Annotated in this window: 20 protein-coding genes; 12 read left to right on the top strand and 8 right to left on the bottom strand. The window is 71.4% G+C overall.

Features of this window, described 5'->3' with window-relative positions:
• A partial coding sequence (locus tag ACE3QY_RS09265) for a sigma-70 family RNA polymerase sigma factor (protein ID WP_374455724.1) occupies positions 1 to 1,456 on the bottom strand: 1,456 nt, incomplete at its 3' end.
• Positions 1,457 to 1,784: 328 nt separating this feature from the next.
• Here ACE3QY_RS09265 and ACE3QY_RS09270 point away from each other — a divergent pair.
• The 6 genes from ACE3QY_RS09270 (at position 1,785) to ACE3QY_RS09295 (ending at position 5,024) form a co-directional block, all read left to right on the top strand.
• A complete protein-coding gene (locus ACE3QY_RS09270) occupies positions 1,785 to 2,384 on the top strand; it encodes a hypothetical protein (RefSeq protein ID WP_374455725.1) in 600 nt (199 codons plus the stop codon).
• A gap of 40 nt (positions 2,385 to 2,424) precedes the next feature.
• Positions 2,425 to 3,162: an SOS response-associated peptidase gene (locus ACE3QY_RS09275; RefSeq protein ID WP_374455726.1), complete on the top strand. Its 738-nt coding sequence runs from the start codon at positions 2,425 to 2,427 to the stop codon at positions 3,160 to 3,162.
• 25 nt (positions 3,163 to 3,187) lie between these two features.
• Complete coding sequence (locus tag ACE3QY_RS09280) at positions 3,188 to 3,847, top strand: alpha/beta family hydrolase (protein WP_374455727.1); 660 nt, start codon at positions 3,188 to 3,190, stop codon at positions 3,845 to 3,847.
• 98 nt (positions 3,848 to 3,945) lie between these two features.
• Entirely contained in the window at positions 3,946 to 4,611 is a 666-nt protein-coding gene (locus tag ACE3QY_RS09285; protein WP_374455728.1) for a sigma-70 family RNA polymerase sigma factor, read from the top strand.
• Positions 4,608 to 4,880 carry a mycothiol system anti-sigma-R factor gene (gene rsrA / locus ACE3QY_RS09290; protein WP_374455729.1) on the top strand — a complete coding sequence of 91 codons (273 nt, stop codon included), beginning with the start codon at positions 4,608 to 4,610 and terminating at the stop codon, positions 4,878 to 4,880. The genes ACE3QY_RS09285 and rsrA overlap by 4 nt, the downstream gene beginning before the upstream one ends.
• A gap of 69 nt (positions 4,881 to 4,949) precedes the next feature.
• Complete coding sequence (locus ACE3QY_RS09295; RefSeq protein WP_369759046.1) at positions 4,950 to 5,024, top strand: 50S ribosomal protein bL37; 75 nt, start codon at positions 4,950 to 4,952, stop codon at positions 5,022 to 5,024.
• A gap of 56 nt (positions 5,025 to 5,080) precedes the next feature.
• Here the strand turns inward: ACE3QY_RS09295 and ACE3QY_RS09300 are convergent, their stop codons facing one another.
• Entirely contained in the window at positions 5,081 to 5,257 is a 177-nt protein-coding gene (locus ACE3QY_RS09300) for a hypothetical protein (protein ID WP_374455730.1), read from the bottom strand.
• Positions 5,258 to 5,420: 163 nt separating this feature from the next.
• Between ACE3QY_RS09300 and ACE3QY_RS09305 the strand changes: the two genes are divergently transcribed.
• From ACE3QY_RS09305 to ACE3QY_RS09315, 3 genes are read left to right on the top strand one after another with little or no spacing between them, the layout of a single operon-like run.
• Positions 5,421 to 6,233: a hypothetical protein gene (locus ACE3QY_RS09305; protein WP_374455731.1), complete on the top strand. Its 813-nt coding sequence runs from the start codon at positions 5,421 to 5,423 to the stop codon at positions 6,231 to 6,233.
• Positions 6,234 to 6,265: 32 nt separating this feature from the next.
• Positions 6,266 to 8,707: a hypothetical protein gene (locus ACE3QY_RS09310; RefSeq protein WP_374455732.1), complete on the top strand. Its 2,442-nt coding sequence runs from the start codon at positions 6,266 to 6,268 to the stop codon at positions 8,705 to 8,707.
• Positions 8,708 to 8,711: 4 nt separating this feature from the next.
• Positions 8,712 to 9,422 carry an OmpA family protein gene (locus ACE3QY_RS09315; protein ID WP_374455733.1) on the top strand — a complete coding sequence of 237 codons (711 nt, stop codon included), beginning with the start codon at positions 8,712 to 8,714 and terminating at the stop codon, positions 9,420 to 9,422.
• Positions 9,423 to 9,626: 204 nt separating this feature from the next.
• Here the strand turns inward: ACE3QY_RS09315 and ACE3QY_RS09320 are convergent, their stop codons facing one another.
• Positions 9,627 to 10,733 (bottom strand): hypothetical protein, encoded by a 1,107-nt coding sequence (locus ACE3QY_RS09320; protein WP_374455734.1) that lies wholly within the window; start codon positions 10,731 to 10,733, stop codon positions 9,627 to 9,629.
• A gap of 147 nt (positions 10,734 to 10,880) precedes the next feature.
• On the bottom strand, positions 10,881 to 12,149 hold the full coding sequence (locus ACE3QY_RS09325) for a DUF222 domain-containing protein (protein WP_374455735.1): 1,269 nt from the start codon (positions 12,147 to 12,149) through the stop codon (positions 10,881 to 10,883).
• Between the two features lie 258 nt (positions 12,150 to 12,407).
• Between ACE3QY_RS09325 and ACE3QY_RS09330 the strand changes: the two genes are divergently transcribed.
• Positions 12,408 to 13,256, top strand: coding sequence for a trans-aconitate 2-methyltransferase (locus tag ACE3QY_RS09330; protein WP_374455736.1), 849 nt, complete (start codon positions 12,408 to 12,410; stop codon positions 13,254 to 13,256).
• On the opposite strand, the gene ACE3QY_RS09335 is transcribed toward ACE3QY_RS09330, so the two are convergent.
• The gene (locus tag ACE3QY_RS09335; RefSeq protein WP_374455737.1) at positions 13,210 to 13,578 is read right to left on the bottom strand and encodes a thioesterase family protein; all 369 of its coding nucleotides are present in this window, start codon (positions 13,576 to 13,578) and stop codon (positions 13,210 to 13,212) included. The genes ACE3QY_RS09330 and ACE3QY_RS09335 overlap by 47 nt on opposite strands.
• Before the next feature lie 89 nt (positions 13,579 to 13,667).
• Between ACE3QY_RS09335 and ACE3QY_RS09340 the strand changes: the two genes are divergently transcribed.
• Both ACE3QY_RS09340 and ACE3QY_RS09345 read left to right on the top strand, forming a co-directional pair.
• Entirely contained in the window at positions 13,668 to 14,186 is a 519-nt protein-coding gene (locus tag ACE3QY_RS09340) for a SigE family RNA polymerase sigma factor (RefSeq protein ID WP_374455738.1), read from the top strand.
• On the top strand, positions 14,183 to 15,601 hold the full coding sequence (locus ACE3QY_RS09345; protein ID WP_374455739.1) for a hypothetical protein: 1,419 nt from the start codon (positions 14,183 to 14,185) through the stop codon (positions 15,599 to 15,601). Before ACE3QY_RS09340 ends, ACE3QY_RS09345 begins: the two co-directional genes overlap by 4 nt.
• Here the strand turns inward: ACE3QY_RS09345 and ACE3QY_RS09350 are convergent, their stop codons facing one another.
• Genes ACE3QY_RS09350 through ACE3QY_RS09360 form a run of 3 tightly spaced genes read right to left on the bottom strand, consistent with a single transcriptional unit; the run spans position 15,602 to position 18,622 of the window.
• Positions 15,602 to 16,081, bottom strand: a complete 480-nt coding sequence (locus ACE3QY_RS09350; protein WP_374455740.1) for a GNAT family N-acetyltransferase — start codon at positions 16,079 to 16,081, stop codon at positions 15,602 to 15,604. It abuts the gene before it with no gap.
• Positions 16,082 to 16,089: 8 nt separating this feature from the next.
• On the bottom strand, positions 16,090 to 17,757 hold the full coding sequence (locus ACE3QY_RS09355) for an acetolactate synthase (RefSeq protein WP_374455741.1): 1,668 nt from the start codon (positions 17,755 to 17,757) through the stop codon (positions 16,090 to 16,092).
• Positions 17,758 to 17,767: 10 nt separating this feature from the next.
• Positions 17,768 to 18,622, bottom strand: coding sequence for a DUF2785 domain-containing protein (locus tag ACE3QY_RS09360; protein ID WP_374455742.1), 855 nt, complete (start codon positions 18,620 to 18,622; stop codon positions 17,768 to 17,770).
• Positions 18,623 to 18,644 lie beyond the last annotated feature (22 nt).

Raw genomic sequence — 18,644 nt, forward strand, 5'->3', positions numbered from 1 at the left:
TCGGGTCCGTGGTCGGGTCCGTGGTCGGGTCCGTGGTCGGGTCCGTGGTCGGGTCCGTGGTCGGGTCGGTCGTCGGGTCCGTGGTCGGGTCGGTCGTCGGGTCGGTCGTCGGGTCCGTCGTCGGGTCCGTGGTCGGGTCGGTCGTCGGCGTGGCGCTCGAGGTCGGCGTGGCGCTCGAGGTCGGCGACGGGTCCTGGGTCGGCGTCGGGTCGTCGGTCGGGTCGTCGGTCGGGTCGTCGGTCGGGTCGTCCGTGGGGTCGTCGGTCGGATCGTCGGTCGGATCGGTCGTCGGGTCCGACGTGGGATCCGTCGTGGGATCCGTCGTGGGGGCGAGCGTGGGCGCCAGCGCGTCGTCGGGGGTGGGCACGTCGGCGACCACGTCCTCCGGCGCATCCGTCTCCACCGACGTGTCGGCCGAGGAGCCCGACCCGCTGCCCGAGCCGGACCTCAGCGAGCTGCCCCCGGGATCGGCGGGGGCGCTCACGCCGGGATTGCGCACGGGCGGCTCGGCCGTGGTCCGGTCGGCGTTGTTGAGCCCGACCGCGATCGCCCCGCCCACGACGGTCACGCTCGCTGCCACGCCGGCGACCGCGACGGCACCGCTGTTGCCCACGACCAGGTCGCGGATCCGGCCGACCACCGCCCCGACCCCGACCGGCACGGAGGCACCACCCGCGGCGGCACCGACGTACGTCGCGCCGACCCCGCCGAGCAGCAGCGGAGCCAGGATCGCGCCGAGGTTGGAGTTGACCTCGGTGAGCTCGAGGTAGATGGCCATGCAGGACCGGCAGCCGCCGAGGTGGTCCTCGACCTTCGCCGCGTCGCGCCGCGAGATCGCGTTGCGGACGTAGGCGCCGAGCTGGCCGTGGGTCCAGCGGCAGGTGTCCTCCTCCAGCTCCGTGACGTGCTGGGTGAGGAAGGCCTGGCGCAGGCCCTCGCGGGCCCGGTAGGCCAGCGCGGAGACCGAGTTCGCGCTCATCCCGAGCAGGGGAGCGATGTCGGCGGGCTTGTCGCCCTCCACCTCGGTGTGCCAGAGGACGAGCTGCCAGCGCTCGGGCAGCGACGCGAACGCCCGGGCCGCTGCCGCACTCTCGAAGCCCTCGACGGCAGTGTCGCGGAACGGCACGCCGGGGTCGAAGGCCTCCATGTCGTCGGTGCTGTGCAGCCGCACGTTGGCGCGGAAGCGGTCGACCTGGAGGCGGCGTACGGCGGTGAGCAGGTAGGCGCGGAACGCGACGTCCGGCCCACCTCCGCGCTGCAGCACCCCGAGGACCTTGATGAAGGCGTCGGAGACCAGGTCGTCGACGTCGCCGGCCGGCACCAGCTGGCGGGCGAGGCGGCGGGCGGCCTCGGCGTGGCGCTCGAAGAGCGTGCCGTAGGCGTCGACGTCCCCACCGCGGACCGCCGAGATCAGCTCGGCGTCCCCCGGTGACTCAACGCTGGTGGCAGTGCTCATGTCGACGCTCCGGACGCGCGCCTGACCCGGGTGCCAGGCAGTGCGACTCTAATCCCCGGCACCGGATCCGGGCCGCGAAGGCAAAAAAACCCGAAACAGTGGTCTGGTCCGCGTCATGGGTCCGCATGAGCCCCGTCACACCGGTGAGCAGGACGACCAGGAGGGGGACGCCGTGAAGAACTTCGCCGCACGCGTGCGACGGATCTCGGCGACCGATCCTGGGGTGAGCAGGCCAGAGTCTCCCGAAGCGCGGTTGGGGTTGCCGCACCGGTTCGAGGCTGTGGGGGAGGCGCTCTCCTCAGGATCGGGTCTTCTGGACGCGTGCGCGGTGGCGGGCCAGGACCTGGCCCGTGACGGTGCCTCGATGCAGGAGGCGCTGGAGAGCCTGCGCGACACCTCGCACCGGATGGCGGGTGGGGATCCGCCGTTCGACGCGGTGGCCGCACTGCTCACCGCCTGGGGGGAGACGACCCTGGGCTACCTGCACCAGCTCTCCTGCGACGACCCGCTCACCGGCCTCGCCAGCCAGGCCCACCTGCGGAGCCGGCTGTCCGAGCTGCACCGACTGCCGCCCGCGGAGGAGGCGGTCGCCGCGCACGCGCTCGTCGTGTGCACGCTGCCCTTCGGGGACGACCCGTCGGAGGAGCCGGTCGACCACTTCACCCGGGCCATGCGCCTGGCGCGGGCGGGGGAGATGGCACGGACCGTGTTCGCCCGTGACGAGACGGTCGCGCGCATGGGCATGCACCGCGTCGCGGTCCTCACCCGGCGCGACGACCGGCTGGGCCGGCGGGTGCGGGTGCTGCGCACGCTGCTCGAGGGCGTGGAGGGACGCCCGGGCGGACCTGTCGTACGCGTGTGGATCGAGGGGCTGCCCGACTCGGACGTGGCCACCGGCATGCTGCTCGACGAGCTCGCCCGGGGCTGACCCCCGCCTCCTGTCCGTGCCGACCCCTAGGGTGGTCGGTATGTGCGGCCGCTACGCCTCCTCACGGAGCCCCGAGGACCTCGTCGAGGAGTTCGAGGTGGTCGAGAGCCGGGTGGCCGGGCCCCTCGCGGCCGACTACAACGTCGCGCCCACCAAGGAGGTCTACGCCGTCGTCGAGCGGCCTCCGTCGCGGGAGTCCGAGGAGCCGCCGCAGCGCCAGCTGCGGGTGTTCACGTGGGGCCTGGTCCCCTCGTGGGCAAAGGACCCGTCGATCGGCAACCGGATGATCAACGCGCGGATGGAGACCGTCGCGGAGAAGCCGGCCTACCGCAAGGCCTTCGCCTCCCGGCGGGCGCTGCTGCCGGCCGACGGCTACTTCGAGTGGTATCCCACCTCGCAGACCAACGCCAAGGGCAAGCCGGTCAAGCAGCCCTTCTTCATCCGCCCCAAGGACGGTGGCGTGCTGGCGATGGCGGGCCTCTACGAGATCTGGCGCGACCCGACCAGGGACGAGGACGACCCGGACCGCTTCCGCTGGACCTGCACGGTGCTGACCACGCAGGCCGAGGACTCCCTCGGCCACATCCACGACCGGATGCCGCTGATGGTCGAGCGCGAGCGCTGGCACGAGTGGCTCGACCCGACCACGACGGGCGACACCTCGCTGCTCGTCCCGGCCGCGCCCGGCAGGCTCGAGGCGTACGCCGTCCCCACCCTCGTCAGCAACGTGCGCAACAACGGCCCTGAGCTCGTCGAGCCGCTGGAGGCGACCACGTGAGCACCGAACTCGTGAAGGAGAGCGCGTGAAGAAGGCCACGGTCCGCACCGTCGACACGCCCCACGGCGAGGGCCGGCTGCACACCCGCCGGGCGACCAGCCCGATGGCCACCCTGCTGCTCAGCCACGGCGCCGGGGGAGGGGTGGAGTCGCGCGACCTCTGGGCGCTCGCCGATGCCCTGCCCGCCCAGGGGGTCTCGGTGGTGCTCTTCGAGCAGCCGTGGCGGGTCGCCGGCCGCAAGGTCGCGACCGCCCCGCCCACGCTCGACGTCGCGCTGAGGTGCGCCGCCGACATGATGCGCGTGCGCACCCCGCTCGTCGTCGGCGGTCGCTCGGCCGGAGCCCGCTCCGCCGCCCGTACGGCGAAGTCGCTGGGCGCCACCGGCTGCCTGGCCCTGTCGTTCCCGCTCCACCAGCCCGGCAGGACCGAGCCGACCCGGCTCCCCGAGCTGATGGACGCCGGCCTGCCCACGCTGGTGATCCAGGGCGAGCGCGACCCGATGGGCCGTCCGGACGAGTTCCCGGGCGACCTTCCCGACCTCGACATCGTGGTGATCCCCGGCGGCGACCACGGCCTCAAGGTGCCCGCGCGGGGCGAGGTGACGCAGGACGAGGCGATGGGGATCGTGGTCGAGTCCACGCTCGAGTGGCTGGTCCGCGAGGTCGTCGGGAATCCTCCGGCGTAGCTCGCTGTTGCGTCAGTGTGCAGTCACTGACCCTCGACCGACCGCGACCCCGAGAGCGCGGTACTGACCCTGCGTCCACGGCGGTACTGTGGGAGGCGATGACTGAATCGCTCGAGGACCAGCTGTCCTCCCCCGAGACCGCCGAGGTCGACCGCGCCGCGGAGACCGACGAGGAGCGGTCGGCGCGCTTCGAGCGCGACGCCCTGCCGTTCCTGGACCAGCTCTACGGCGCCGCCATGCGGATGACCCGCAACCCGGCCGACGCCGAGGACCTGGTGCAGGAGACGTTCGCGAAGGCCTACAGCGCCTTCCACCAGTTCCGGCCCGGCACCAACCTCAAGGCCTGGCTCTACCGGATCCTCACAAACACCTACATCAACTCCTACCGCAAGAAGCAGCGCCAGCCGCAGCAGTCGATGTCCGAGGACGTCGAGGACTGGCAGCTCGCGCGGGCGGAGTCGCACTCGTCCACCGGGCTGCGGTCGGCGGAGATGGAGGCGCTGGAGCACCTGCCCGACTCCGAGGTGAAGGAGGCGCTGCAGCGCCTGCCCGAGGAGTTCCGCCTCGCGGTCTACCTCGCCGACGTCGAGGGATTCCCCTACAAGGAGATCGCCGAGATCATGGACACGCCCATCGGCACCGTGATGTCGCGACTCCACCGCGGTCGTCGCCAGCTGCGCGACATGCTCGCCGACTACGTCCGGGCCAACGACCTCCTCCCGGCCAGCTCGCTGCCGGGGTCCACCGAGGGGAGCGGATCGTGAGCACCCACGAGCACGGCAAAGAGGACTGCGTCGACTACATCGAGCGCATCGTCTACCTCATCGACAACGAGCTCGACCAGGCCGACTGCGCCGTCGTCGAGATGCACCTGCGCGAGTGCGGTCCCTGCCTGGAGAAGTACGACCTCCAGAAGGCGGTCAAGCAGCTCGTCGCGAGGTCCTGCGCCGAGTCGGCCCCGGAGTCCCTCCGCGACCGCGTACGCCTCCAGCTGCGCGAGGTGAGGATCCAGATCACCGAGGGCGGCAGCTGAGGCCTCCGATTCGCCGCACCACGGCGGATTTGAGACACTGCTCCGAGCACCGATTCCAGGAGGACCACCATGGGCAAGACCGGACGCAAGCGCCGCGCTCGCAAGAAGAAGGGCGCGAACCACGGCAAGCGCCCCAACGCCTGACGCGCACCCGCGCCGTCATCAGTAGAAGTCCCCGCCGCGGCGGGGACTTTTGCATGTCAGCTTCTCGGCGCGTAGACCCGGAGCTCACGCCCGTCCCGCTGCTCGACCTCGCCGGGGTCGACGTAGGTGATCGAGCCGCTGCCGACGTCCTCGACACCGATCGGCTCGCCGGGCTCGGCGACGTGGCCGTCCGCCGGGCCGCCGCGCAGGATGACGTTCGGGTCGTGGGTCATGGGCTCGACTCTAGGTCTGGATGTCTGGACCACCGGTCGGGCCTCCCGAGCGCGAAGCGCCCACCGCCGCGGTGTCCGTCAGCCCAGCAGACGAAGGTGCTTGTCCCCGCAGGTCGGGACGAGGACCATGTGGCGCAGGGCTCTTCTCCGCTCGGGGGTTGTCATGGCGCCGTCCAAGAAACTGTTGAACTTCATCAACCCGGGCCTGGTCTTCGGCTACCAGGTCACGTTGATGCTCGTGTCGTTCATCGCACTGTGGTGGTTCACGTCAGCGCCCGGCCGTGCTCCGGACATGAGCTGGACCAAGGTGGTGCCGCTGTGGGTGCCGTTCGGCGGCTGGCTCGGCGGGATCACCATCAGCATCGTCGGCGTGGCGACCCACACCCACGACTGGAACCGTCAGATGTACGGCTACTGGCACCTCGCCCGGCCGTTGCTGGGCCTGATCACCGGTAGCGTCGCCGTTCTCATCGTCCTCTTCGTCGTCACGGGTGTGAGTGGCAGCCCGATCCCCTCGGGTGAGGAGACCTACGAGCCGAGCGGCATCGCGGTGCTCTTCGTGCTCGCGTTCGTGGTCGGCTACCGCGAGGAGACCTTCCGAGAGCTCGTCAAACGGGTTCTCGACGTGATCCTCACCCCGGGAGACAAGGCCGCCGAGCAGAAGATCACCCTGGTGCCGGCACGCACCGTCCTGACTGCCAGACGTGGCGAGTCCGTGTCGGGGACCGTCACCTTGGTGAACACCACCGGCGACACCTTCGACATCTCCCAGGTGACCCCGCGCTTCGATCCGACGATCTCGAACCTCACGGTGGCGCTGGCCCCGGGCAACGGCCAGCTCGGTCCTGGCCAGTCGGCTGAGCTGACCGTGACGTGGGAACCCCAAGCGGCGGCCACTTCGTCCGAGACCTCCCTCGTGGTCGCGGTCGGCGGATACCGCGTCACCTCCGTGGTCCGGCCGACCGTCGGTACCTGACTCGGTGGCTCGCGAGGCTGGGGGGTGATCCGGTGAACGAGAGCTGGGCGACGAGTCCCTCGCGCGGCCGCTATGACGGGGCTGACGCGCGGCCGACTGCTGCACAGGTCAGGGACGTGATCCTGGCGGGTGAGCGCGGCGAGGCTCCGACGCAGCTGGTCCTCTCGCGAGTCACCCTGGACTCGACGCTGGACCTGTCCTACGACACCGTCCACACCACGCTCGTCCTCGATCGATGTGTCCTCGCCGGAGGTCTGACTGTCAAACGCGCGAACCTCGAGGGCCTGGAGCTCTATGACACCCAGGTTCCCTTCGTGGACGTGAGCTGGGCACAGGTCCACGGTGACCTCCGACTCGTCAACGTGCAGGCACCGACACCAGCCCCGACAGGCGCGACGCGCACCGGAGCTCACGAGACTGGCCGTGACGCTCCGGGTGCCGAACCAGCCCAGGCTGCGGAGAAGCTGGCGCGAGAGCCCGACCGGGAAACACTGCTGCCGATCGGCATGTCGTCCACAACACCTCCGCGACCGCAGGGCGATGCCGCCACCGAGACGGACGACGGGCCGGCCGGTCCCAGCACCGACGAGGGCCAGGCCAGCACGGGTGAGGACGGGACGGACACGGCTGAGGACGTGTTCGACGTCCCTGCGACGCCACCGCGCGGGCGGACGCCGGTGGCGGTCTCCTGCGCGGGGGCACGGGTCACGGGCGAGGTGAATCTCGCGGGGTCGTCCATCGCCGAGGGCGACGCTGATGCGCTGTTCGCCTGCCGGGCGACGGTCGGTGAGAGGGCGGCCGAGGACGCCAGCTTCAGCTGGGAGCGCTTGATGAACGCGATCGGGCTCGCGTCCGCGCTCGTCCTGTGGATCGTGGTGGTCGGCGGCGCCACCATGTGGGCCCGACTCGATGCGATTGGCGCGCCCGCGCTCCCTGCGCTGACCTCCCTGGGGCAGACCTGGATGGCCACTGCCGGCTTGCAGACGTTGCTGACACCGATGTTGCTCGGCACGGTGGTCGCGTTGCTCGCCTACTTCTCTCGGCGGCTCCCTCTGGACCCGGCACGCCCGGCCGACACCTTCGAAAGCTCCAGCCCCGCTGCGCGAGCTCCGGCCGGGAGCACAACTTCGGAGGACGCACCAGAAGACCGCCCGCACGTGCCTGCCCTTGTGCAGCGGGGGTTGCGTGCCCTTCGAACCGCGCGGCACCGTCCCTTGATCGCCTGGAGGACAGCTCACCGTGAAGGCGACGGGCGTGTCCTCGTGCCAGCCGTCGTCGGAGTCGTCGTCGCGGGGCTGTACGTGGCCCACGCCTCGTTGCTGGTCCTCGGTACCACTGCCGCCATCGTCGCCATCGGACTCGTTGTCGCGTTGGTTCGTCTCCCGGGCTGGTGGGACCTCGGCCTCGCGCTGGGTGGCGGGGGAGCGGTGCTCGCCGCCTGGCTCCTCTCCGACAGGACGCAAGCCTTGTCGTTCATCGCGGGCGCCACCGCCTTGGTGCTGGCGTGCGTGTTCGTCGCTATGAGGCGCGCGAACACCTCCAGCAGTGGGTCGTCGCTGTTGGCCGCGCTGTTGGTGGTGCTCTTCGTCGGGACGGTGGCGTCGTTCCTGGTCAGCGTGACACTGGGATGGACCGTGGTGATGGCCGTGACGACGGTGCTCGCCGTGTGGATCACGTTGGGTGCGCTCGTGGGCAAGCGCGAGGGTGCGACTGCGCTCACGCTGTTCGTCGCGATCGTCGTGTGGAGCGGCGCGCTCCAGTACGCCCGAGAGCTGGGCAACCGGGAACCCGCATTCCCTGAGGCGACGCTGACCCTCGAGGACGGCTCGGACGCCTCAGGGCTCCTCGTCGGGCGCACGTCGGACGTCGTCATCCTCGCCGCCATTCGTGCTGAGCGCGGCCTACGAGAGGTCAGCGTCTACCCTGCCGACCGAGTTCACAGCCTGGGCATCGGCAACCAGGTCCACATCAACACGTCCGACAAGAGCGTCGACGACTCTGAGTCGTCGAGCGATCCGACAGGCGGCGGAGAGCCGGGCGTGGAGCAGACTGAGTACGAGCCGCCCACCCAGGAACCGTTCAGCGCGACCACCCCGATCGAGACGCTCGATGCAGAGGTGAACAGCATTCCCGTCAGGCTCGGAATGCTCGGGGTCCAGCGCCGCGACGGCGTCACCTACGTGTGGTTGCGGGTGGTCAACATGGACCGGACGTGGCACACCGTTGCGGAGATGCTCCTGCTGGACCGAGGCCTCCTCGATACGCCCATAGCGCTGGATCCCGGATCGGGCCTGACCTACGAGGTGGCACAGCATCGCGTCGGCTGCGGATGCAGCGCCGGCCTGGACGCAGTCCAGCTCCAGCCCCACGCCCAGCTCAACGTGTACGCCGCCTTCACCTTCCCCGCGTCGACGACGAACGCGACGCTGACGGTGCCTGCCATCGGAACGTTCGACGATGTACGGATTGAATAAGAGCTTGGCGCTCGTCGCGGCCCTCGTAGCGATCCTGGTCGTTGCGGCGTTCGTGCTCTCCCGCGCCCAGCAAGCTGCGCAGCTGCCGGCGTCCTCGCGGGTCCATCGCATCGACGGGGCCGGCCAGTCCGCACGGGCGAACGTGTACCGGCTCGAGTCAGTGCGGCGCGAGCTTGCGTCACCACCGGTCCACCTCGTCTCGTCCGCAGTGCGGGCGCCCGTCAGCGGCACCACACCTCGAAGTCGCTCGTACCGCCTCTTCTCCGCCACCAGCCGCCTGCCGACAGTCGTCACGACCAGGTTCGCGTTCAACTCGGTGCAGGTTCGGGACCAGGGTGAGCTGCTCGACCGGGTACGCACGCTCTCGGCTGCGAGCGGTCCCGGGGGACAACCCGTGTCCTTGGACGTCGCTGGGCACGCCGACGGGATCGGCGCCGTGCCCTACAACGAGGACCTGTCCGCACGGCGCGCACGAGAGGTGGCCGCGCTCTTGATCGAGGCTGGCTTCAGCGTCCAGGCGTGGGCGTACGGCGAGACGTGCCCGCTCGCCTACCCGGACACCGGCTCAGAAGGGGAGGACCTGCCGCAGGCACGACAACGGAACAGGCGGGTCGTGATCTCGGTTGCCGGCGATCGTGACCCGACGGCCAGCCAGCACTGCCGAGGGCCGGGTCAGCCGATGGTGGCGAGGGTCGAGCTCGCGGCTCAACGATGAGGACCTCTCAACACGGTAGAACCACGGCGAGCGCACCAACGCCTCACGCGCACCGACCCCGACCCCCCCGAGCCGACCGCCACGCGGGTTCGGTGCCTCTCGGAGGTCTTCACTCGTGTCGTCGAGCGCGGGTGACGTGATCGCCGCCGCAGGCGCGTGCTCGAACTGGCTCTCATCGTCCGCAGTGCACGGACGTCCTGGCGATCATCCCGAGGGACACGGTGAGTAGCGCGCCCGGAGAATGCGCGACAGGAGTGATTGTCTCCACGGCCGCAGCTTGGGCGTGCACAGCGCCCGGCGCGGGTGCTCCTCGCGCGAGATGACCATCACCGCCCGGTCCGATTCGCGAAGGACGACGAGCTCGTCGTCGACGTCGTCCAAGACGTACGCCGTGAACGATGAACCACCGTCGCGGCCGATCCGTTCGGTCGGGAGCCACGGAACCGACAGCGAGCTGGCCAGGGTCACGAGAGCGGTCATCGAGATGACCGCGATCACCGCACGTCTGTGGCGTCGCGTCAGGGGTGCCGCCTTGGCATCCCAGGCTCGAAGGGCCGCGCTCACTCGTGCCAGCTCGGCGCCCCGCTTCTCGAGGATCTCGGCCTCTCGCTGCAGCTCTGACATCAATGACTTGTGGTGCTCGAGCCGCTGCGCCCGGTCGGCGGCTGCTGCAGGATCTTCAGTCGTGGTGCTCGTCTCTGTCAGCTCTGCCTCGAGTCGGTCGATCTCCACTGCGGATGTCTCAACGCGCACGACGTGTGCTGCGAGGTCGGCATCGAGCGACGTCGTCATCCCGGCCACGGCGTCAATGAACTGGGCGTCCTGTCGGGCTTGCATCACGACCGACTGATACGGCTCCCACCCGTACATGCGCATCTCTCTCTCAACGGCCGAGCGCTCGTCAGATCGCGCTACGCGATCCTCGAGCCGCAGGTACAGGAAGCTGGTCAGGTACAGGGTCACCCCAACACCCGCAGCGAGGTACTGGGGCACCAGGAAGACCCACGCGACCAAGGCGAGCACGATGAGCCCCGACCTCGCGGGAGCGGCCGTGGCGGTCGCCCAGCTACCGAAGCTCAGCAGTACCGTCAGGCCGGGCACCGCAGCGGCGACCAGCACCGGCAGAGTTGTCAGCCCCGCCCCGAGCAGCACGCTTGAAGTCCCGCCGCGCTGCAGGATCGCGGCCGCGGTGGTCAGGTCCAGGTGCGCGACAGCGAGGATCCGGACGGCGATCAGCAAGAACGCCAAGCTCGACACCAGACCGACGTTGGCCGTCCACTCTGTGCGCAGACGCATCCACGGAGACGCCACGCCACCGGTCTACCAGCCCCCGGCCGCTCCTGGTAAGGGGCATCTTTGCCGCCGCAGACACACGATCGAGATCCGTTGGACATGCCGGGCCAGCTGAGTCAGCGACCTGGGTACAACTCCCGATCAGACAGGTGTCCTCTCAACTGCCTATCTGCGTCGATGGAAACGGAGGTCACCGTTGGGTAGTCGTTCCACCCTGTAGGTGAGGTCGTGCGCCCGGTGATGATGGTGGCTGCAGAGCAGGATGCCGTTGTGGAGGTCGGTGGGGCCGCCGGCCAGCCACGGGTCGAGGTGGTGGGCCTCGGACCAGGTGCCGGGGGTGTCGCAGCCCTCGGCGCGGCAGGTCTGGTCCCGGAGCAACAAGGCCTTGCGCTGGCCGGGGCTGAAGAGGCGGCGCGCGCGACCCAGGTCGAGAGGAAGGCTCTCGCCGCCGAGGACGACCGGCAGGATCTTGGCGGTGCAGGCGAGTCGCCGGGCCTGGGCGGCCGTGATCCGGTCTCCCGTGAGCTCGTCGCCCGGGACCATGCCGGCGTCGAGGACACCGGCGGTGGCGAGCTCGGCCTGGAGCGAGGCGAGCGGGATCGTGACGACGACCGTCGTGGCGTCGCCACCATGGATCGGAAGCCGCGTCGCGTCGATCGCCTCGAGGAGGTGGACGAATGCCTGGCCCAGCCGCCGCGGGCGGGGCAGGCGCGCGACGGGGAGGTCGGCCGGAGGAGCGACGCGGGGGTTGGCGTAGGACTCGAGGTAGGTCGCGAGTCGCGCAGCTGACGCGTCGGGGATGCGACCGGAGATGCGGGTGGTGCCGTCCCCGAGCCGTCGGAGGACAAGCCGGGTCTGCTCCTCGGCGCTGGCCTCGAGGTCGGCGAGACGCGCGGCCTCGGCAGCCTCGGCGATGTCGGGAGCCACGACGTCGAGGATCCGCCGCCCGATCCTGGCGAGCTCCTTCGGCCCGAAGTCGCGTGCCTGGGCGACCAGGTGCTCCTCGGCACGGGCGACCGTGTCGTCGTCCACGCTTGCCGGCAGCACGTCGATCGCGCGGCGGATGACGTGCGCCTGCGCGAGCGTGGCCTCACCCTCCCGCATCGCAACGGCGAGAAGGGGACGCTCGCGGTCGAGGGTGCTCGCGAGCGCGAGGTCGGCACGGGCGTCGGTGAACCGGGTGCGCGTGTGCTGGGCGAGCCAGCCAGCCGCGTCCCGCGCTGCTGTGGCCTCGGCGAGGTCGCCGGCATCGCCCAGGATGCGCAGGCGCAGCTCGTCGAGCTGGGCTGTGGCGCGGACGAGCTCGGCCAGCGCCACCGCCTTGTCGTCGGTCGACATGAAGGCCGGGCTCGCATCGGCCACGGTCTTGAGCGAGGCACGCACGCCCGCGACCGCCTCGACGATCGGGTGCTGTGGGGTGTGCGTGAGGGACATGGCGACCACGCTTCCGACCACGTCCGACATTCCAGGGAGTGGCTGCTCCGCCCTGTGGAGGAGCTGCGTCGGGGGCCGTCTGTGGACGATTCGTGGCGGGTTTCTCGGCCCCGGCGCCTGCCGGGGCAGTCTGCCGATGAGCGCGGGAAGGTCCCCGGTGATGGAGGCGGATGGCGCAACGGGGATCGACGCTGGGTTGGTTCCGGCGGGAGAATCACGTGGGGTAGAGCCTGAGACATGCGGTGCGAGGATCGCGACATGGCAGACGACCGCTCGCTGGCGATGACGTTCGACTCGGCGGCCGAGCTCTACCAGCAGGCGCGCCCCGACTATCCGGAGCAGCTCTTCGACGACCTCGTCGAGATGGCCGGTCTCACGCCGAGGGACCGCCTGATCGAGATCGGCTGCGCCACCGGCAAGGCGACGCTGCCGCTGGCGCGCCGCGGGTTCGCGATCCAGTGCGTCGAGCCGGGTCCGGCGCTCGTGGAGGTCGCGCGGCACAACCTCGCGGGTCTGCCCGTAGAGGTGCAGCACGGGAGGTTCGAGGACGTGGTGCCTGCGGACCACGAGCCGTACGACCTCGTCCTCGCTGCGACCGCCTGGCACTGGGTCGACCCGGTCGTTCGGTACCGGCGGGCGTGGGAGCTGTTGCGGCCCCGCGGGCACCTCGCCTTCTGGAGCGCCCGTCACGTCTTCCCCGACGGTGGCGACCCGATCTTCGCCGAGCTCCAGGAGGTCTACGACGAGATCGGCGAAGGCCTCCCCGACGGCGCGGCCGAGTGCAGGCCGGGCGAGCTCCCCGACCAGCGCGCCGAGATCGAGGCGAGCGGGTTCTTCGACGACGTGCAGGTGCGGCACCTCGACTGGGAGGTGACCTACGACGCCGAGGGCTACCTGGCGTTGCTCGACACCTTCTCGGGCCACATCGCGATGCAGCCGTGGCAGAGGGACCGGTTGTACGCCGAGGTACGGCGGCGGCTCGCAGAGCGCCCCGACGGCCTCCTGCATCGGGGGTGGGGAGCCGTGCTCCACGTCGCCCGCCGCCGCGAGCAGTCCCGACTCAGAGACGCGACAGGAACCGCTCTTCATCGACCACGACCCGGGTGATCTCCCCGGCGCCGAGGACCTTGCCGGAGGACGTGTCCCGGGCGCTGACGGTGAAGCGGTGCAGCCGGCCGTCGACGTACGCACTGGACGCGCTGACCTCGACCGTGGCGCCGACCGGGCTGGCGGCCAGGTGCTCGACCTGGACGCGCGTGCCGACGCTGGTCGACCCCTCGGGCAGCTCGGGAGCCAGGCACGCGCACGTGGCCGCCTCGAGCCAGGCGAGCAGCCGCGGGGTGCCGAGCACGGGCAGCGACCCGCTGCCCAGGGCCGCCGCGGTGTCGTCGTCGGTGACCGTGAAGGTCAGGGTCGAGGGGTCGGGCATGGCGCGGCCTTCCGGGAAATCGCTGGGGGAGTGAGGCAACCTGAGTGGTCCCCACACGTCTACCAGACATGAGCACGAGGACCATCGGCATGGAGCCAGCAGTGGACATCACTGAGCTCTACGCCGCCCACCGGCTGTCGCTGGTCCGGCTGGCGGTGCTGCTGGTGGACGACTTCGCCTCGGCCGAGGACGTCGTGCAGGACGCATTCGCGGCGCTGGCCAGGCGTCCGGAGGCGGTGCGGGACCCCTCGAAGGCGCTGGCCTACCTGCGGGTGTCGGTGGTCAACACCGCGCGCTCGGCGCTGCGCCGACGGCGTACGGCACGGGCATACTCGCCGCCGCACGACCTGTCGCCACCCTCGCCCGAGGACACCGCGGTGCTGGCGGAGGAGCACCGCGAGGTGATCACCGCGCTGCACCGGCTCGCGCCGCGGCAGCGGGAGGTGTTGGTGCTGCGCTACTGGTCGAACCTGTCCGAGGCCGAGATCGCGCAGACCCTGGACATCAGCCAGGGCACCGTGAAGTCCACCGCCAGCCGCGCCCTCGCAGCGCTGGAGAAGGCGATGCAGGAGAGCAGTCCGTCGAGCTCGGGGAAGGAGGAGCGATGAGCACGCCAGGCACGATGTCCGAGTTGGAGGAGCGCCTCCGCGCGGCGCTCACCGCCCGCGCCGAGCTGGTCCGCTCCGAGGACCTCGCCCCGCTCACCCCCGTCGTGGAGCTGCGGCCCCGCTGGCGGTCGCCGTGGGTGCTGCTCGCCACCGCCGCGGTGGTGCTGCTGGTCCTGGGAGTGGTGTTGCAGGGCGTCGGCCGCGACCAGCGCTCCGACGACCTCGCCCCGGAGCCGGACCAGCAGGTCACCCTCCCGCCCGACGTGGGGGGCAGCTGGACCGCGGCGGAGGCGGCGACACCGGCGAAGGTCGACCTCGACGGCGACGGCACGCTGGAGAAGGTGACCTACCGCGCCGAGCCGAGCGAGGACTACACGGGGCGGCTCAGGCTGGAGACCACCCTGAGCAGCACGGGGGAGGAGACCTACGGCGTCACCGACCTGGGCAGCACCCTCGGCACCACACCGCTCGACCCGATCGACGCCGACGGCGACGGCGACCAGGAGCTGGTGCTGCTGCACGAGCTGGACCCGGACGCCGTCGGCGGGCACAGCACGCCTGTGCTGTTCGACCTGCGCGAGGGCCTGCTCGTCGAGGTCGTGCCGGAGGATCCCGACCTGCTGCAGCGCGTGGTCCTGGGCGTTCCCGGGAGCGAGACCGAGCACTACGACCTGGCCGTGATCCACCACTTCTGGTTCGAGGACGGGCAGCTCCACTCAGGTCGCTCGCTCAACAGCTACGCCCGCGGCAACATGAGCCTCTACCGCCCCGAGCGCGTCGCGCTGGAGAGCTGGGTCTGGCGCCTCGACGAGGACGGGGTGCTGCGCGCCGACGAGGCCGGCTGCCGGCTGGAGGAGCTGGGCGAGATCGGACCGTGCGGTGGGCAGACCGAGGACGATCCGCTGGAGGTCGGTGCCCCGACGACGGAGCTGTGGGGAGTGGGCGACGGTGGCGACATCGCCCAGGGCTACCCCTTCAGCGTCCGACTCGAGCCCGGCGTCCCGCCGTCGCTCGTCCTGGTCGGCATGGGTGGCCGGACGATCCGTCACGAGGTCGACCTTGCCGACCCGCAGGTGGCCGCGGCGCAGCCGTGGGGCGCCACCTACGACGGGATGTCCGTGCTGCTGACCTCCGCGTCGGACCCCGACGCCATCCAGCTCCTGGTCGAGGACGGCGAGCAGCTCGCGGAGCTGCGTGCGGTGGGAGACGTGCCGTTCGGCAACGGGACGACAGCGGACGGCCGCAGCTACCGGTCCTGGATGACCGACGATGGTGTCGTGGTCACGGCGACGAGCCTGGGCGACGACCAGTGGGAGATCTGGGGCTGGCAGCTGCTCCGCGGTCTCCGGATGACCGCGATGCCGCGGGGCGTGGTGTGCCTGGCCGACATCGACGACCCCGCGAGCGGGTGCTGATCAGAACACCTTGTGGAAGGCGATCAGGTCGACGCCGGGCAGCGGCGACCAGTCGCGCGACGGGTCGCGCGTGTAGCCCAGCCGGCCGTAGACCCGGTGCGCCGACGTCATGGTCGCCAGCGACGACAGCGCCATCCCGGTCGCGCCCTCGGCGCGGGCCTGCTCCTCGCACAACCGCGCGAGCGCGGTGCCCGCACCCGCGCCCTGCGCGGACGGGTCGACGGCCAGCATCCGGAACTCGCCCTCGTCGTCGCGCGCGATCTCGCGCCACGGCGTCCCGGGCCGGCAGAAGGTGACGTTGCCGACCACACGGCCGGCGTCGACGGCCACCCACACCTCGGCCTCGGCGTCGCGCGTCGCCACGTCGTGCAGGCGCTCGCGGTAGTCGTCCTCGGCCCCCGTGAGGAACGGCTCGTACGCCGCCACGCAGACGTCGCCGGCGGCGACGTGCTCGTCCGGCCGGATCCGGCGCAGCTCCATGGAGTCGCTCAGATCCCGAACGTGTTGCGGGGGTACGCCGCCTCGACGTCGGTGATCACGTTGACGAGGTAGGGCACGCCCGCGGCGTAGGCACGGTCGAGCGCCGGGCCGATCTGCTTCGGGTCGGTCACCGTCTCGCCGGCGCCGCCGAGCGCCTTCACCACCTCGTCGTACGGCGTGCGCTGGGCGAGGTCGGCGGCCACGTCGTAGCCGTAGAGCATCTGCATCGGGCCCTTCTCCAGGCCCCACGCGGAGTTGTTGCCCATCACCATCACCACGGGCAGCTCGTGGCGGACGAGGGTGTCGACGTCCATCAGCGAGAAGCCGGCCGCGCCGTCACCGAGCAGTAGCGTGACCTGCGCGCCCGGCCGGGCGATCCGTGCCGCGATGGCCGCGCCCAGCCCGGCACCGAGGCAGCCGTAGGGGCCCGGGTCGAGCCAGCCACCCGGCCGCTTGGGCTCGACGTACTTGCCGGCGAAGGAGACGAAGTCGCCGCCGTCGCCGATGACCACGGAGTCGTCGGCAAGGCGGGGGACCAGCTCGCCGTAGATGCGGGCGGGGTGGATCGGGTCGGCCTCGGCGGTCAGCAGCTGCGCGTCGCGCTCGGCGGCGGCGCGCACCTGGTCGGCGAGCTGGTCGGCCCATGCCGTCCAGTCGGGCTTGCTGCCGCGCTCGATCGCCGTTTGGAGGCCGTCGAGGACCGCGGTGAGGTCGCCCGACACCGAGGCGGCGAGCTCGGCGTGGCCGGAGACCTGGCCGGGGGAGTCGGCGACGTGCACGACCCGCGCGGGCGTCGCGCCGTCCTTGCCGCCGAAGACGCCGTAGCCCAGGCGGAAGTCGAGCGGCGTGCCGACCACGACCACGAGGTCGGCACCCGAGAGGGCGGCGCCACGCGCCTTGGTGACCAGCGAGCGGTGGCCGCCGGGGATGACGCCGCGGCCCATGCCGTTGGTGAGGGTCGGGATGCCGAGGTCCTCCACGAAGCGCAGCGCGGCGGTCTCGGCGTGGTCGGCCCAGACGTCGGTGCCGAGGACCAGCACCGGCCGGGTGGCCTCGGCGAGCAGCCGGGCGACGGCCTCGACCGCGTCGGCGTCGGGCTCGATGCGCACGCCCTCGCCGGAGCCGGCGCTGCCGGTCGAGGAGTTGAAGAACTCGTCCATCGGTACGTCGACGAACACCGGCCCGCGGTGGCTCGAGCGCGCCAGCGTGAACGCCTCGTCCATGCCGGAGGCGACCTCGGCGGCGGTCATCAGGGTCTTCGCCGACTTCGCGACCGGCGCGATGATCGGCGGCTGGTCGAGCTCCTGGAGCGAGCCGCTGCCCCAGCGGTTCTGCGGGGCGCGACCGCCGACGACGACCATCGGGGACCCGGCGAACTGGGCCTGCGCGATCGCGCTGATGCCGTTGGTGACGCCCGGACCGGCGGTGAGGACGGCCAGGCCGGGCACGCGGGTCAGCTTGCCGGTCGCCTCGGCGGCGAACGCGGCCGTCTGCTCGTGGCGTACGTCGAGCAGGCGCATCTGCGGATCCTGGCCATCCTTGTTGATCCGTACAGCCCCGTCGTACATCGGGAAGACGTGGGCACCCGAGAGGGTGAACATGGTCTCGACGCCGTGCGCCCGGGCGACGTGGACGGCCAGCTCGCCGCTGTGGCCTGTGATCTCGCTCTCGCTCATGGAGCAGAGATTAGTCGGTGCCTACTCGCAGGTAGGGAGCGTTCGTCATGCGGAGGGCGTCGATGACGACCAGCAGCAGGTCGGGCCGGACCGTCGGGGGCGCCTGCGCCAGCGACAGCTGGAGGAAGAGCGCGCGGAGGAACGCCTGGGGCGCGGCGGCCGGCGGGAACGGGTCGCCCTGGCCGCCGAGGCCATAGGCGTTGGCGGCGGCCCCGAGGCGGTGGACCCACGGCTCGAGGACGTCGGTGCCGAGCGTGTTGCGGCGCAGGACCTGCATCACGGCGTAGGCGATCCGGTCGGGCTCGCCGGCGGTGAGCGGAGCGTCCGGGGGCTGCGCGACCAGCCGCTCGGCCAGCACGTCGAGCAGGACGGAGTGCTCGGCGCCGGCCAGGTGCGGGGACTCGCCCAGGGCGCCGATCGCGTCGGCGCCGTGCGCGATCGCGTGGGCCCAGCCCTTGTCGGCGACGAAGCCGCGCGTGTCGCGCTCGGTGAGGAACCACGTCGCCAGGCGGTCGCCCCACTCCAGGATCTTGCCGCCGGGGAGCAGGTGCTGCTCGTTGTCGCGCTCGAGGCAGGCCCCGAGGATCAGCGCGCTGAAGCTGCGGCGGAACACCGTGTCGGTGCCGTGCTCACCGAGACCGACGGCGAGGCCGGCGACCATCCCGTCGCCCAGCCCGGCGAGCAGGTCGTCGTAGACGCCGCGCTCGATCCAGGTCGCCAGCGCGGGGTAGGCGGTGCCGTCGCGCACCTCGGGGCGGGTCGAGCCCAGCATCGTGGTGAGCTCGGCGGTGAGGTCGTCGAGCGGGCGGTCCGAAGGGACCTCGAACCCGGCTGCTTGCACCTGGTCCCAGTACCCGAGCGACATGGGGGCCATCCTGCCAGCCGCC

It is taken from the genome of Nocardioides sp. (assembly GCF_041913365.1).
Taxonomy (GTDB): domain Bacteria; phylum Actinomycetota; class Actinomycetes; order Propionibacteriales; family Nocardioidaceae; genus Nocardioides.